The 15,038-nt window shown below is 33.0% G+C and carries 15 protein-coding genes and 3 tRNA genes; all 18 read right to left on the reverse strand.

The genetic code is table 11. The features are described from left to right. Positions 1-17 precede the first annotated feature (17 nt). The 18 genes from clpP to N4T77_RS16595 all read right to left on the reverse strand — a co-directional run bounded on the left by clpP (position 18) and on the right by N4T77_RS16595 (position 14,990). Entirely contained in the window at positions 18-602 is a 585-nt protein-coding gene (gene clpP, locus N4T77_RS16510; protein ID WP_261672952.1) for an ATP-dependent Clp endopeptidase proteolytic subunit ClpP, read from the reverse strand. Between the two features lie 151 nt (positions 603-753). Continuing rightward, positions 754-2,046: a trigger factor gene (tig, locus tag N4T77_RS16515; protein ID WP_261672953.1), complete on the reverse strand. Its 1,293-nt coding sequence runs from the start codon at positions 2,044-2,046 to the stop codon at positions 754-756. A 183-nt stretch (positions 2,047-2,229) separates the two neighbouring features. Then, positions 2,230-3,018 carry a sugar phosphate isomerase/epimerase gene (locus N4T77_RS16520; RefSeq protein ID WP_261672965.1) on the reverse strand — a complete coding sequence of 263 codons (789 nt, stop codon included), beginning with the start codon at positions 3,016-3,018 and terminating at the stop codon, positions 2,230-2,232. Positions 3,019-3,051: 33 nt separating this feature from the next. Beyond that, a complete protein-coding gene (locus N4T77_RS16525; protein WP_261672954.1) occupies positions 3,052-3,846 on the reverse strand; it encodes a hypothetical protein in 795 nt (264 codons plus the stop codon). 344 nt (positions 3,847-4,190) lie between these two features. Continuing rightward, entirely contained in the window at positions 4,191-4,772 is a 582-nt protein-coding gene (gene pyrE, locus N4T77_RS16530; RefSeq protein ID WP_261672955.1) for an orotate phosphoribosyltransferase, read from the reverse strand. Between the two features lie 80 nt (positions 4,773-4,852). After that, a complete protein-coding gene (locus N4T77_RS16535) occupies positions 4,853-5,749 on the reverse strand; it encodes a dihydroorotate dehydrogenase (RefSeq protein WP_261672956.1) in 897 nt (298 codons plus the stop codon). A gap of 71 nt (positions 5,750-5,820) precedes the next feature. Next, entirely contained in the window at positions 5,821-6,567 is a 747-nt protein-coding gene (locus tag N4T77_RS16540) for a dihydroorotate dehydrogenase electron transfer subunit (RefSeq protein WP_261672957.1), read from the reverse strand. 34 nt (positions 6,568-6,601) lie between these two features. Further along, entirely contained in the window at positions 6,602-7,471 is an 870-nt protein-coding gene (gene pyrF / locus N4T77_RS16545; protein ID WP_261672966.1) for an orotidine-5'-phosphate decarboxylase, read from the reverse strand. A gap of 47 nt (positions 7,472-7,518) precedes the next feature. Then, entirely contained in the window at positions 7,519-8,703 is a 1,185-nt protein-coding gene (locus N4T77_RS16550; RefSeq protein ID WP_261672958.1) for a dihydroorotase, read from the reverse strand. A 29-nt stretch (positions 8,704-8,732) separates the two neighbouring features. Continuing rightward, the gene (locus N4T77_RS16555) at positions 8,733-9,161 is read right to left on the reverse strand and encodes an aspartate carbamoyltransferase regulatory subunit (protein ID WP_261672959.1); all 429 of its coding nucleotides are present in this window, start codon (positions 9,159-9,161) and stop codon (positions 8,733-8,735) included. Between the two features lie 21 nt (positions 9,162-9,182). Then, positions 9,183-10,103 carry an aspartate carbamoyltransferase gene (gene pyrB, locus N4T77_RS16560; RefSeq protein ID WP_261672960.1) on the reverse strand — a complete coding sequence of 307 codons (921 nt, stop codon included), beginning with the start codon at positions 10,101-10,103 and terminating at the stop codon, positions 9,183-9,185. A gap of 216 nt (positions 10,104-10,319) precedes the next feature. Then, on the reverse strand, positions 10,320-11,078 hold the full coding sequence (locus tag N4T77_RS16565; RefSeq protein WP_261672961.1) for an acyl-CoA dehydratase activase: 759 nt from the start codon (positions 11,076-11,078) through the stop codon (positions 10,320-10,322). Between the two features lie 15 nt (positions 11,079-11,093). Then, entirely contained in the window at positions 11,094-11,348 is a 255-nt protein-coding gene (locus tag N4T77_RS16570; RefSeq protein ID WP_261672962.1) for a DUF3343 domain-containing protein, read from the reverse strand. A gap of 90 nt (positions 11,349-11,438) precedes the next feature. Then, positions 11,439-12,698, reverse strand: a complete 1,260-nt coding sequence (locus tag N4T77_RS16575; RefSeq protein ID WP_261672963.1) for a double-cubane-cluster-containing anaerobic reductase — start codon at positions 12,696-12,698, stop codon at positions 11,439-11,441. A gap of 208 nt (positions 12,699-12,906) precedes the next feature. Then, complete coding sequence (gene ilvA, locus N4T77_RS16580; RefSeq protein ID WP_261672964.1) at positions 12,907-14,121, reverse strand: threonine ammonia-lyase; 1,215 nt, start codon at positions 14,119-14,121, stop codon at positions 12,907-12,909. 558 nt (positions 14,122-14,679) lie between these two features. After that, positions 14,680-14,756 (reverse strand) — tRNA-Arg (locus N4T77_RS16585). A 78-nt stretch (positions 14,757-14,834) separates the two neighbouring features. Continuing rightward, a tRNA-Gly gene (locus tag N4T77_RS16590) sits at positions 14,835-14,908 on the reverse strand. 7 nt (positions 14,909-14,915) lie between these two features. Then, a tRNA-Gly gene (locus N4T77_RS16595) sits at positions 14,916-14,990 on the reverse strand. Positions 14,991-15,038: the final 48 nt, after the last annotated feature.

Below are 15,038 nucleotides of genomic sequence, written 5' to 3' on the forward strand. Positions count from 1 at the left end.
TTACACCTCTCTAAAGGTTATTTCTTTTTTATGACAACTTCATCAATTAAACCATAGTTTTTAGCTTCCTCTGCTGACATAAAGTTATCTCTATCTGTATCTTTCTCAATTACTTCCATTGGTTGCCCTGTTCTTTCACTTAATATAGTATTTAAGTTTTTCTTTATTTTTAGTATTCTTTCTGCATGGATTCCAATATCTGTTGCCTGGCCTTGGAATCCACCAAGTGGTTGATGTATCATTATTTCTGCATTTGGAAGAGCAAATCTCTTTCCTTTTGCACCTGCTGCAAGTAAAAATGCACCCATAGAAGCAGCCATGCCTATGCATATAGTTGATACATCTGGCTTAATATACTGCATTGTATCATAAATTGCCATTCCAGATGTTATAGATCCTCCTGGACTATTTATGTATAAATATATATCCTTATCTGGATCCTCTGCCTCTAAAAATAACAGCTGAGCTACTACAAGACTCGCAGTAACATCGTTAACTTCCTCGCCTAACATTACTATTCTATCCTTTAAAAGTCTAGAATAGATATCATAGGATCTCTCTCCCCTGTTAGTTTGTTCAACGACTACTGGTACTAAACTCATAAATCTCTCTCCTCCTTTTTATGATCACATAAGTGATTTTACCCATTTGAAAATTATTTATATCAACCTATATAAGGATGAAAACCCAATAAAGTATTAATTTTAAAATTAATTGCCAGAAAAACTCCTGGCAATTAACCCTTAATATATTCTATGCTGTTGCTTTGCTATTATCCACTAACATTTTTATTACTTTTTCATTAACTACATCTAGCTTTAAGTAATTCTTTTGGGATTCAAGAACTAACTTAGCAGTCTTTTCAAGATCCTTACTTCCATATTGTTTAGCCATTTCTGTAGCCTTAGCTAAGAGCTCTTCTTCAGAAGCATCTATATTTTCTACCTTAGCTATTTCTTCAAGTACTAAATCTGTTCTTACTCTCTTTTCAGCTGTTTCTTTCATGTAATCTCTAACTTTTTCCTCAGTGTTATTTGTGTATTGATAATATGTTTTTAGGTCTAATCCTTGATATTGTAATCTCATTTCTAAATCCTTAAGCATATTATCTATTTCTTTGTCTATCATAACAGCTGGGATATCAATTTTTGCATTTGAAGAAACTGCATCAACAACTGCTTCTTCATATTCTCTCTTTGCTTTTAATTCATTTGCTTCTTCCATCTTCTTTTTCATATCAGCTTTTAATTCTGCTAAAGTATCAAATTCTGAAACTTCTTTAGCAAACTCATCATCTAATGTTGGTAATTCTTTTTTCTTTATATCCTTAACAGCAACTTTGAAAACAGCTTCTTTGCCGTTTAAGTCTTCTCTACCATATTCTTGTGGGAAAGTAACTACAACGTCTTTTTCGTCACCTTTATTTAAACCTACTAATTGATCTTCAAAGTTATCTATGAAAGTACCTGATCCTATTTCTAATTGATAGTCAGTTCCTTCTCCGCCTTCGAAAGCTACATCGCCAACAAAACCTTTAAAATCTATTACTGCCATGTCGCCTTTTTCTATGCTTCCTTCTTCCTTAGTTTCCACTCTTGCATTCTTTTCTTGCATTGCTTTTAATTCATTTTCTATTTCTTCATCTTTTACTTCATATACAGGTTTCTTTACTTCTACAGCTTTATATTCTCCTAGTTGCACTTCTGGAAGAACTGTAACTGTAGCAGTGTAAACAAAGTCCTTACCTTCTCCTACTTCAACTATGTCAATTTGAGGATAATCAACTGGTTTTATGTTATGTTCTTTTAATGCTTCTGGATATGTATCATCGCAGCAGAAATTTATGGCATCTTCGTAAAATACTCCTTCGCCATAGTATTTCTTTATTATGTTCATTGGGGCTTTACCTTTTCTAAAGCCTGGTATATTGAATTGTTTTCCATTCTTAGCGAAGGCCTTTTTCATAGCCTCATTGAATTTGTCTGATCCTACTGTTATTTCTAGTTTAACAATATTATTTTCTATTTTTTCCATTTTAGTGTTCATTATACTTTCCTCCTAATCGTCCGTGCTTATGTTAACCATATTATTATAACATATATTTAAAAGTATTAACATATGCTACTTAATCTTATACAATTTTTAGTATATGCGGCTTTTTTCAGTGTAAATTAAAATTTCTGTATTAATAATTATATACCAAAAAACATAATTTTTACAATTATTTTTTTATTTTATAATGGATTGATGCAAAAAATTTTTCGCCGAAATTAGCTCATCATAACTAGAGTAATTATCGCTGTAAACCTCAATAATTCCTACTCTATTATAACCTATTTCCTTTAATTTACAACAGATTTTTTTGTAATCTACATCCCCTTTTCCAGGCAACAAACAAATGTTATCTTTATCCCTATCATTTATGTGGAAATTAATCAAATTCCCCCCCATAATTTCTAGGTATTTTTCAGGATTATTACCTGCTTTATATGCCTGCTTTATATCTAAAGTAAAATGAATCGGATACTTACAACTTTCTTTTATCCTATATAAAAAATCTAATTCTGAAGACATGCACCAAGAAACATTTTCCTGTGCAAGCTTAATTCCTTCCTCGTTAGCAGTGTATACTAGCTTATTATATACTTCTGATATAAATTCCTTATTTATAAAATCAAACTTTTGCAGTCTCATGCCGTGGAAGGTATAACATTCTGCACCTAAAAGCCTTGCTGCCTTACATATCTTCTTAAAGTATACAAACATGTCATCTCGCCTTCTTTTATAACTATCAAAGAGGTAAGGTTCAAAAGAAGATGAAAATCCATGTACAGAATGAATATTAAAATTTTGTTCATTCTTTTCTTGCAAAAGCTGCTTTATAAAGTCCTCTTCATACTCACTAGGACTATTTAAAAATATTTCCCCACAATGAAAACCTAAGTCCTTCATTAAATGTATACTATCTTCAGTTTTAACATTTGGATAAAAACTAGCTGATGATAAACCTATCTCCATTAAATCCTCCAAGTCCCCTAAATATTTAGTCATTTATTCACTTATATTCCCAGATGCATCTAAGAAAACTGTTCTCCCATCTGAAGTAACTGTTACTCCCTTATCTGTCAAATCACCTAGAGTGATATCCTCGCCCTCTATCCCCTGTACAAGAATATGACTTTTATCCTTTAAATTTTCAATCCAAATATATTTAGTAGTCTTTCCTAACCAAGGCAGTTGACTTATATATGCAATGTTATCTTCGTCTATGAATTTGGGCGAAGAACACCAAATGTAATCTGGTTGACTAGATAACTGAGAATCCTTTGATATTACCGTTCCACTAGTTGAAGTATATTGTGGATTCGCTACATCCTGCTTATTACCATTTACATCTATTAAAATAATACTTTGAACCTTGTTATCGAACACAACCATCCTTTGTTTTGAGGGACTCATACTGTAACTAACATTATTCTCTGCTGGTGCTATTTCTTTAAATAGCTTGTTATTATCTTTAACCTCATATACTGCAGTTATAGTCTTCCCATCACTTAGCTGTATATCATAGCCCTCTGGCTTCTTATCTTTACCATTTTCCTTTGTCTCTGTTTTTTTAGGCTCTTCCTTTTCGGAATTCTTAGGGTCTATAGTTTTTACATCCTTTTTATCCGTTGTGGTTAAGTTCTTTGTCATATCTTTTCTTACCTCTTCAAATATGCCCTTCACAGACATAACAGCAAAAACAATTATAATAATAGATAGACAGCCTATAAAAACTATTCTTCTTTTCCTTCTTTTCATCTGCTTTTCATAATCTTTACTAAATATACTTGGCTTCACCACAACTAATTCCTCCTATATACATTTAAATATATTAATTCAACATAAGTTCTATATAAGAATTTACTTCTCTAACTTCTCTATATTAACACTATTTCCAATAATTCATTATTTATTATAACTCAAAAAAATGAAAAATAATAATAAATTTTTCTAAATTCAGCTTTTTACTCATTTAGTGATTAAGTAAAAGTTGTTATTTCAAAAACATAAAAAAATGTCTCAAGTCCTAAGACTTGAGACCAAAATAAAAATAAAATAAAATACAAATAAAACACAAATAAAACACAAATAAAACTTTAAGAAAAATACTCAGCTATAAATCTATATAAAATTTGTAGCTAACATTAATTAATTTTTCTGCTGCCTGGCTTAACGTATGGTATTCCCTCTTTACATAGAGGACAATCTTCTTTATCATAGCTCTTTATATGAAGCTTCATTGCATCATATACAGGATAAGGAAGTTCATTTCCCTCTCCTCTTCTATCAACCAAACAACAGATCCCAACTACTTCTCCTCCCTGAGCTTCTATAACCTTAGCAACCTCTAGAGAAGACTTTCCTGTAGTTATAACATCCTCTGATATTATAACCTTTTGTCCTTTTTTAATTTCAAAACCTCTTCTTATAGTCATTATGTTATCCTGTCTTTCAGCAAATATTCCAGGCTTTCCTGTTTGTCTTGCTAATTCATAGGAAACAACTACCCCACCCATAGCAGGGCCAACTATTATGTCAAAATCTATATTTTTAAGCTTTTGTGCAACTATATTTAAAACTTTTTCAGCCTTGTCAGGATACTGTAAAAGCTTTGCACATTGGCAGTACATATCGCTGTGTCTTCCTGAGGACAGTAGAAAGTGACCTTCTAATAATGCCTCACATTCTTTAAAAATATCTATAATAAACTTTTGATTATTTTCCATAATACTTACCTCCGAATTTTTCAGTTAACGACTTATTTAGGCCTTTTCCTTGTATTTCTACTAAAAGTGTACAAGTTAGCTTAAATTATCCCTCTAATTTCACTTATGTTGCTTACGCCTTCCTTTTCCATGTATCTCTCTATTCCCTGGATTATATCTACACATATGTCTGGCTTAATAAAGTTTGCAGTACCAACTTGAACTGCATGGGCACCTGCCATTATAAATTCTATTGCATCCTGCCAAGAACATATTCCCCCTAGACCTATTACAGGAATATTTACAACCTTTGATACTTCATAAACCATTCTAAGTGCAATAGGTTTTATTGCGGGCCCTGAAAGTCCTGCTGTTATATTATTAAATATAGGTTGTCTTCTTTTTATATCTATGGCCATTCCCTTAAAAGTGTTTATAAGAGATATTCCATCTGCTCCTGCCTCGCAACAGCTATAAGCCATATCTACAATATCCTCCGCATTAGGTGATAACTTAACAATTAGCGGCTTCCTACAAAACTTTTTTACTTCTTCTGTAACTTTATAGGCAACTTCAGATTTTATTCCAAAGGCTACCCCTCCTGATTTTACATTTGGACAAGATATATTAAGCTCTATTACATCAACCTCTGAAGAACTTAACTTTTCTGCCCCTTTTATGTAATCCTCAATAGTTCCTCCACCTAAGTTAGCTATAACAACAGTATCCAGTTCCTTCATTTTTGGGAGTTCATTTTGTATAAAATAGTCTATCCCTGGGTTTTGAAGTCCTACGCTATTTAACATTCCACCTCTTGTTTCGTAAACTCTAATGCCCTCATTTCCTTCCTTTGGATTTAAAGTAAGTCCCTTTGAGCTTATTCCCCCAAGCTTGGATACGTCATATAACTCCCTGTACTCTTGTCCAAATCCAAATGTGCCAGAAGCAGCAATAACTGGATTTTTAAACTTTACACCACATATATCAACTTCAAGCATTAAATATGCCTCCTTCTTATGTGCTGAATAATGAAAATAATTCTATAATTATCAAACTTTAATATAAAATATTAATCTATTTCTAAATCGCTTCCTAAGAATACTGGTCCATCCTTGCATGTTCTCTTATTTCCATTTCTAGTCTTACAGGTACAAACAAGGCAGGCTCCAATACCACAAGCCATATGTTTTTCCATGGAAACATACGAGGTTACATTTGCTTCATTACAGACCCTCACCACTTTATTCATCATAATTTCTGGTCCACAACATAGCACCATATCATAATTTCCTGGGGAAAATACTTCTGTTATATACCCCCTATGTCCTTCTTTTCCATTCTCAGTAGATACCTGTATGCTTTTCACGTATTTCTTAAATTCCTGTAGACCATAGGTCTCTTCTCTAAAACCAGCATAAAGGTCTATTTCACAATCCTCTAATCTCTCCGCTGCATATAACATAGGTGCAACTCCTATGCCTCCTGTAACAATTGCAACTTTCCCCTTTATCTTTTCTATATCAAATCCATTTCCTAAAGGCCCCATTAACTGTATCTTATTCCCCTCTGTTACTTCACTTAAAAGTTTGGTACCTTCGCCATAAACCTGATATAAGAATGTTATCTTTTCTTCACTAATTTCATTTATACTTATTGGCCTACCTAGAAGCGGTTCATTTCCCCAGCTTCTTAACATATAAAATTGACCTGGATTTCCGTTAAAGTTTCCCTTCACTACTAATCTATATATTCCATCAGTTATTTGGACATTTTCATAAACTATTCCATCTATATAATCAATCTTAAGTTTCTTCATAAACTCCTATCCACCCTTATATTGAGAGATTTTATTAATACTTAGTAAGACTTTTTAGTATATCATCCTTCATCCTTATAACTTCTTTTCTTGCGTAGTCTCCAAAATCTCTTTCTCCATTATCCTTATCTCTATAGGCAAGTAGTATTCCCCTAGATGAGTTAACTACGCCACCATTTCCATCTTTTAAATAGAGTGCTACATCTTCTGCTTTTCCTCCTTGAGCTCCATAACCAGGTATTAAGAAAAACATCTTATTTAATTTATTCCTTAACTCAATTGCCTCTTCAGTATTGGTACAACCTACTACTCCACCTAAGGAGCTGAACCCGCAGCTTCCCATATACTTATCTCCTAATTGCTGAATCTTTTCACCGACTACAGTGTATAACTTTTTGTTTTTATTAGTGTCTAAATACTGTATATCCTTTGCCCCTTCATTTGATGTTCTTACTAAGACAAATAATCCCTTTTCTTTATTATTAACATAAGGTAAATATGGTTCTAGTCCGTCAAGCCCCATATAGGGATTTAGCGTTACAAAGTCGCTTTCAAAGTCTCCTTCAAAATGTGCCTTTGCATACATTTCAGCTGTTTTAGCTATATCTCCTCTTTTTATGTCTGCTATAACGATGCCTTTCCTACTCTTTAAGTAATCTAGAGTTTTTTTATAGGCTCTTAGACCTTCAAGCCCTAATGCTTCATAATATGCTATTTGAATTTTATAGCAGGCTGCTACATCTAAGGTAGCATCTACTATTGTTCTATTATATTCAAATACTCCATCCTCAATTGAAGTATATTTATTTAAAAATTCATTGGGTATATAATCTAAAGCAGTATCCAAACCAACACAGACATGCCCTTTTTCTTGCACACTTTCAAATAACTTATCTATAATCATAATCAAGGCAGCTCCATTCTTATTTATTTTCAAGTCCTGTTACAAGTTTACTCCTGTGAAAAAACAACTTTCCCACCCTTAATTGTTTTTTTAATTCTTCCATAAACAGATGCTCCATCGAAAGGAGTATTTTTTCCTTTTGATTTAAATTCACTAGAACATATAGTGTAGCCTTTATCTGTGTCTACAAGAACTATATCTCCATCATAGCCAATTTTTATTTGTCCTTTGTTAACTCCCATTATATAAGCTGGATTTCTCGACATTAATTCCGAAAGTTTACTTAGTGTTATATGTCCTTTTTTCACTAAACTTGTATAGCATACAGCAAAAGCTGTTTCTATTCCTGATATACCAGGAGCTCCTCTTTTTTTATCCTCTATTGTGTGTGGTGCATGATCTGTAGCTATTGCATCTACCCAGCCTTCTTTTATTGACTTTATTAAAAAATCAACATCACTTTCTGTTCTAATTGGCGGGTTAACACTGTAGTCACTGTCTACAAGTGCTATATGATGGGGAGTAACTTCACAGCTTAAGTTATGTCCCTTATTCTTAGCCTGTATAATATATTCCATAGTCTCTTTTGTACTAACATGTGCCATATGAACCGCACAGCCTGTAAACTGCGCTAGAGTAATATTTCTCCATGCCATTGTATTCTCTGCTAATCTAGTATCTACACTCGTAAGAGAATGCTCTTCAGAGTGACAGATTACTATTCTCCCGCTTTTTCCTGCCTTTACCATAGCTTCAAGCATTACTTTGCTGTTCATAATATCTCGTCCGTCATCAGATATCATTTTCACCTTTGAATCTAGCTTATCCAAGTGTGTTAAATCATCTCCAGCAAGGTTATTGGTAATAGAGGCAACCTGATGAGCATCTATAAGACCTACTTCTTTAACTTTGTCTAAAACATAATTTATAGTATCCATATCACTGCATACAGGATCAGTATTTGCCATCAAGTTTACCATGGTATATCCACCTCGAACTGCTGCTCGACTTCCACTATATATATCTTCTTTATTAGTAAAACCAGGTTCTCTAAAATGACTATGGAGGTCTAGGAAGGATGGTAACACTATGGAACCTTTAGCATCTATAGTGCTGCAACTTTTATCTAAATTTTCTCCAATTTCAACTATTCTACCGTTATTTATATAAATATCACCATTAAAGTCCTGTGACCAATCAACTATTCTTCCATTTTTTATTAGTAATTCCATAAATATATTTCCCCTCTCTTCTTGTAGGCTTATAATGAAACTTTATATATTTCATCACAGTATATGCACCTATATTCTCCATTTTTGTCATCTACAAGATAGAATATATGGGATATATCCCTTTCCATAGAGGTAATACATCTTGGATTTTTGCACTTTATAATATTTTCAACCTTATCAGGTAATTCTAACTTAATCTTCTTCTTTATATTTTCATTTTCTATTAAATTTATAGTTATATTAGGATCTATAAACCCTAATACATTAAACTCTAAATCTAAAATGTTATCTATCTTTATTATGTCTTTTCTTCCCATCTTTTTACTTTCCACATTCATGATAAGTGCAACGGAATACCCTACCTCATGAAGTCCTAAGTAATTAAAGAGCTTAATACCCTGTCCTGCTTTTATATGATCTATTACTATGCCATTCTTAATACTATTTATTGTTAACACTAGTTCTTCCCCCTTAACCTATTATCTAAGTCCTAAAAGCTTAGCAATTAACGCCATCCTTACGTACATTCCATACTTAGCCTGTTTAAAATAACATGCTCTCGGATCCTCATCAATTTCGTAAGATATTTCATTAACCCTTGGCAGAGGGTGAAGAATCACTAGTTCACTAGTTCCCTTATTTATTTTATTTTTATCTAATATATAGCTATCCTTAAGTCTTATATAGTCTTCCTCATTAAAAAATCTTTCTCTTTGAACTCTTGTCATATATAGTATATCCAGTTGCCCTATAACTTCTTCCAACTTTTCACATTCCATAAACTCAGAGTTACTTTTTACAAGATCTTTCCTTGTATATTCTGGTACTCTCAATTCATCCGGCGATACCAAAATGAATTTGTTATCTTCATATCTAGATAAAGCTTTTATAAGTGAATGTACAGTTCTTCCAAACTTTAAGTCTCCACAGAAACCCACTTTTAGATTAGATAACCTTCCCTTTATTCTTTTAATTGTCAGAAGATCCGTAAGGGTTTGAGTGGGATGTTGATGTCCACCATCTCCTGCATTTATTATCGGTATGGAAGAATATATTGAAGCAACCTTTGGAGCACCCTCCTTTGGGTGTCTCATAGCTATTATATCTGCATAGCACGCTACTGTTCTTACAGTATCTGCTACACTTTCTCCTTTTGAAACTGAACTGGAATTTGCTTCTGAAAAACCTATGACCTGTCCTCCAAGTCTTAGCATCGCAGCTTCAAAGCTAAGTCTTGTCCTAGTGCTAGGTTCATAAAATAGTGTGGCTAGTATTTTGCCATGGCACAGATTTGAAAACTCTTCTGGGTTTGCAATAATTTGATTTGATAACTGAAAAATTTCATCAAGTTCTTCTATGGAGTAGTCCATAGGATCTATTAAATGTGTTCCTTTTAACATATAGCTTCCTCCTTCTTAGCCTCTCTGGGCTAAATTTAAAGGTATAAAAAATGCCTTCCTTAAAAAGGAAGGCATGAATACACTAATAAATAGTATAAAATATATACTAACTCTCACTGCCTTCTTAGTCTCACAGGACTATTTTAAAGGTACAATACAAATTTATTTGATTTTTATTGTTTTAATCATACCATGAGTTTTGTAATAAGTCAATAATTATCTTACCCCTTTTGCCATAATTGCTGCACCCATAGCTCCTGCATATCTGCCTAATGGACTGGTTTTTACCGTGGTGCCAAGCTTTTCAGATAGCTTTTCAATTATATAGTCATTCTCACTTAAACCGCCAGTTAGAAAATATCCAAAGCTATCTGAATGTTTTTGACATAAGGTTTTCACCTTACTTGTTATAGAGTCTACTACTCCATAAGCTATATCTTCTCGTTTTTTACCCTTTCCAATTAAGCTTATCACCTCTGATTCTGCGAATACAGTACACATAGAGCTTATAGTGGTTTCTTTCCCTTCTGTTGCCATCCTACAAAGTTCAGTTATGTCTAGTCCTAGAGTATTAGCCATTAATTCCAAAAACCTTCCAGTGCCTGCCGCGCACTTATCATTCATTGTAAAATTAGTTACGTTACCATTCTGCACAGTAATAACTTTTGTGTCCTGCCCTCCTATATCTATGATTGTGCAGTCCTTGCCAAAAAGGTAATATGCACCCTTCCCATGACAGGTTATCTCTGTTAGAGTTTTATCAGCATAAGGAACGGATACCCTACCGTATCCCGTAGCAACAACCTTAGAATTTGACACATTTATACCGAGTTCCTCTAATCTTTCTTTTATTTCCTCTGATGTTTTTACACTACTCCATCCTGTAGGCAGCACGAAAGTATCTGTTATTTCATCATTTTCCAAAATGCATACCTTTGAAGCAGTGGAACCTATATCTATTCCTACGTAAAACATAATAACACCACCTTGTTAACCTAAATATGGATTAGTAATTTTTTTATTCACAGAGTGAAGTCCCAAAGTATTCACACTGTTATTATTTATTATACACTTTATTTTTTCTTCATCTTGAATATCATACATTATTGATATGCCACAGGATGCTGAGAGCTCTCTTGGAGTTGGTACTATTGTATATTTTATTTTTCCCTTTTTAAGCAACCCTTCTAACTTCATACCTTCTGTATGAGAAGGAAAAAGTACATAGTGTCTGACCTGTTCCATTCTACTCACCCTTATTCCTTATTTTATTAAACAGTCCCATAAAATAAGGCTGCTTACTAAGCACAGCTTAATAATTGCAGCCTTTTCACTTTAAATCATTTCTAAAAATGCTTCTACTCTTGTCTTAATCTGCCCTGAATCCTCTGTTGAGTAGTCTGTTTCTATATGAATATTAGGTATATTTTTTTCCCTAAGTGCCTTTTCAACTTCATTATGTTCAATAGCATAAGTATGACAGAAAGATAGATTGCAATCTATTACTCCATCTGCATCATATTCCTTAGAATATCTAATTATATCATCTGTTCTTCCGTGATTTGGTGTAAAACAAGCACAGTTTATATTTAAATATCTATCTGCAAGATTTTTAATTAAATCTTCGATAGTATCTCCCTCTTCAGACACTTCATTTTCAAAATATCTTGTTCCAGTACATGTCTCTTCAACAACTACATCTGCATTTAAGCTTTCAATTATTGAATGAAGCTTCCAATTAGGTATTGCCATCGGAGTTCCTGTTATTAATATTCTCTTTTTATCACTAGTACTTGAATTTTTTACTCTTTCATCTAATTCATCGCAAAGTTCATTTAGCTTCTCTGTAAATCTAATAGGATCATCATTAAAGGCAATTTGTGATATTAAAAGAACATCTAGTCCACTTATTGGTGATGGTTTATGTTTTCTTAAATCAGATAACCTTTTTAATGCTCTTCTCTTAGCATTTGCAATTTTTATTCCTTCTTTTAATGATTCTACAGTAACTTTGTTTCCTGTTAACTCTTCCATCTTGCTAATGAAAATCTTTATTTCATCCATCCACATTTTATAGTCTTTTTCTCTCTTCATTTGTGGAAGGTCCATAACATGAACTGGTACATATTCATCTAGAATTTCCCAAGCCTTTTTCTTACCATCACAGGTTGTTTCTCCAATAACCATATCACAGGATTCGAAATAAGGGCATGTACCACTTAACTTAGCACCCATAAATGCTTTTATCAGTGGACATAAATTTCTTGGAAGAACCTTTTCTCCATCTTCAACCCAAAACTGTGAACCAGCACAAAGTCCCACTGCAATAGCATTTACAGCAAATATAACTTCATCTGGAACAAATACGCAGAAGGTACCTATTACCTTACCACCCTTTTTCTTATGTTCATCTAATTCTTGAATTCTTAAACCATGTACCTCTGAAAACACAAAATTAAAATAGTTCATTCCATCTGGTCTATTTTCTTGATTTAAATATGTATCTGAAAATAGTCCTGGTAAAACTGCACATAACTGATCATGTTTTTCTAAGTCCATTCCTAAATCTGACCATAACTTTCTATAATCTCCCATTGTTATCCCTCCATTGTTTTGTACAGTATAATTTTAACATAAGAGGAACTGAACAGGTTATTTTAATATATTATTCTTTGAAGTTCATCTATAACTTAAACAAATAACGAAAAAAGATAGATGCCAGTGCAAAAGCACTGGCATCTATCCAATAATTTTATCATTCTATATAAACTATTTAATCTATATAGGAAGATACATGTAAAAATTACTTATGAACCTCAACTAGGTATCCATTTTCTTTTAAATTCTTAATTATTTCTTCGCCATGTTCTTGAGACTGTACAGTAACCTCGAAACATACATCTGCAAAGTCTAATCCCTTTTTATTCCAGTTGTTGTTTTGTCTTGCAGTAACAACGTTTCCGCCCATGTTTCCTACTTCAGATATTAAAGCACCTAATGTTCCTGCTTTATCTTGAAGCTCAACTGTAAATCTTATTCTTCTATTTAAAAGAACTAATTCTCTTTCTATTATTTTAGAAACAGTAGCTATATCTACATTTCCACCACTAATTAAAGCAACTACATTTTTGCCTTTAATTCCATCTATTTTACCAGCTAATAAAGCTGCCATAGTTGAAGCTCCTGCTCCCTCTGCTATTAATTTATTTCTTTCCATTAATGAGAACATACCTAAAGCAATTTCATCTTCACTTACAGTAACAACCTCATCTACGTATTTTTGTATATACTTGAAGCACTCATTTCCTGGTGTACTAACAGATATACCATCTGCTAATGATTTAGCTCCTGGTAATGTTACAACCTGTCCTTTTTCTAAAGAAGCTTTAGTTGATGCTACTATTTCTGGCTGAACACCTACTACTCTAATTGAAGGCTTTATAGATTTAACAGCAGTTGCAATACCAGCTATTAATCCGCCCCCGCCTATTGGAACTACTATAACATCTGCTTCTGGTAATTCTTCTAACATTTCAAGACCTGCTGTTCCTTGACCAGCCATTACATCTAAATCATTGAAAGGATGTAAGAAAGTTGCTCCTGTCTCTTTTTGTAATTCTACAGCTTTTGCATAGCACTCATCATATACTTGTCCAGCTTGTACTACTTCAGCGCCATATCCTTTAGTAGCGGTTACTTTAGCTTGTGGAGCTGTAACTGGCATAACAATTGTAGCCTTAACACCAAATGCTGTTGCAGCATAAGCAACTCCTTGTGCATGGTTTCCTGCTGAAGAAGCTATAACTCCTTTTTGCTTTTCTTCCTCTGTTAAGTTAACTAGTTTATTGTAAGCACCTCTTAATTTGAACGCTCCAGTTTTTTGCTTATTTTCGCACTTTAAGTATAAATTACAATCACATTGATTTGAGAAAGTACTTGTATAGAATAAAGGTGTTTTTCTTGCCACTCCTTTGATGTTTTCTTGCGCTTTCTTAATTCTTTCTAAATTTAATTCCATAATTGTTTCCCCCTACTCATATTTATAATTATATACATTATTTGACCTTATTAATGTGTTTATTTAAAACATCATGAATTTAACATTACACACCTAAAAGCTGCCAATACTTATACGCTGATAAATTTCGACATAAAGAAACGTTTACAGGTGATGAAAAAAAATTCACAATTAAATTCATACATAATAATACATTAAACCCACAATTTATACCAAATTATATAATAATATTATATAATTTCTTCAACTTTCGATTACATTTTAGCACATATATAAAATTTATACAATTCAATTTTGTGCTGAATTTGTTGTTTTTTTAACACTTTTTCGGGTATATTGACGTATTACATTCACTTTTCGCAATAATTATTGCAGAATAAAATTATAAAAGGCTATTTTCTTTGATACCAATATGTATATTATCAGTACAGTAACCATTAATTAAAATATAATAAAACTATACAGAAAGTACCTACGCGCATAAAAAAACAGCTTTTAGAAAATCCAAAAACTGTTTACCTCTCCAAACAATTATATAGCAACATTTTAAATTAATTTTGGTGCGCCCAGCAGGAGTCGAACCTGCGGCCTCTGGATTCGAAGTCCATCACTCTATCCAACTGAGCTATGGGCGCTCACAGGATACTAGTACATTTCTATACTTCGAACTATTCTGCAACTAATACTGTATAAAATACTTTTAAAAATATAAATGGAGCGGGTGAAGGGAATCGAACCCTCGTAACTAGCTTGGAAGGCTAGCACTCTACCATTGAGTTACACCCGCATGTTATTGGAGCGGAAGATGGGATTCGAACCCACGACGTTCACCTTGGCAAGGTGACGCTCTACCACTGAGCCACTCCCGCTTATTTACTACTATCTATATATGTAATGATAGACTAAATATCTATCAG

Origin of the sequence: Clostridium sp. CX1, from assembly GCF_025398335.1 — a bacterium.
GTDB lineage: Bacteria > Bacillota > Clostridia > Clostridiales > Clostridiaceae > Clostridium_AM > Clostridium_AM tanneri.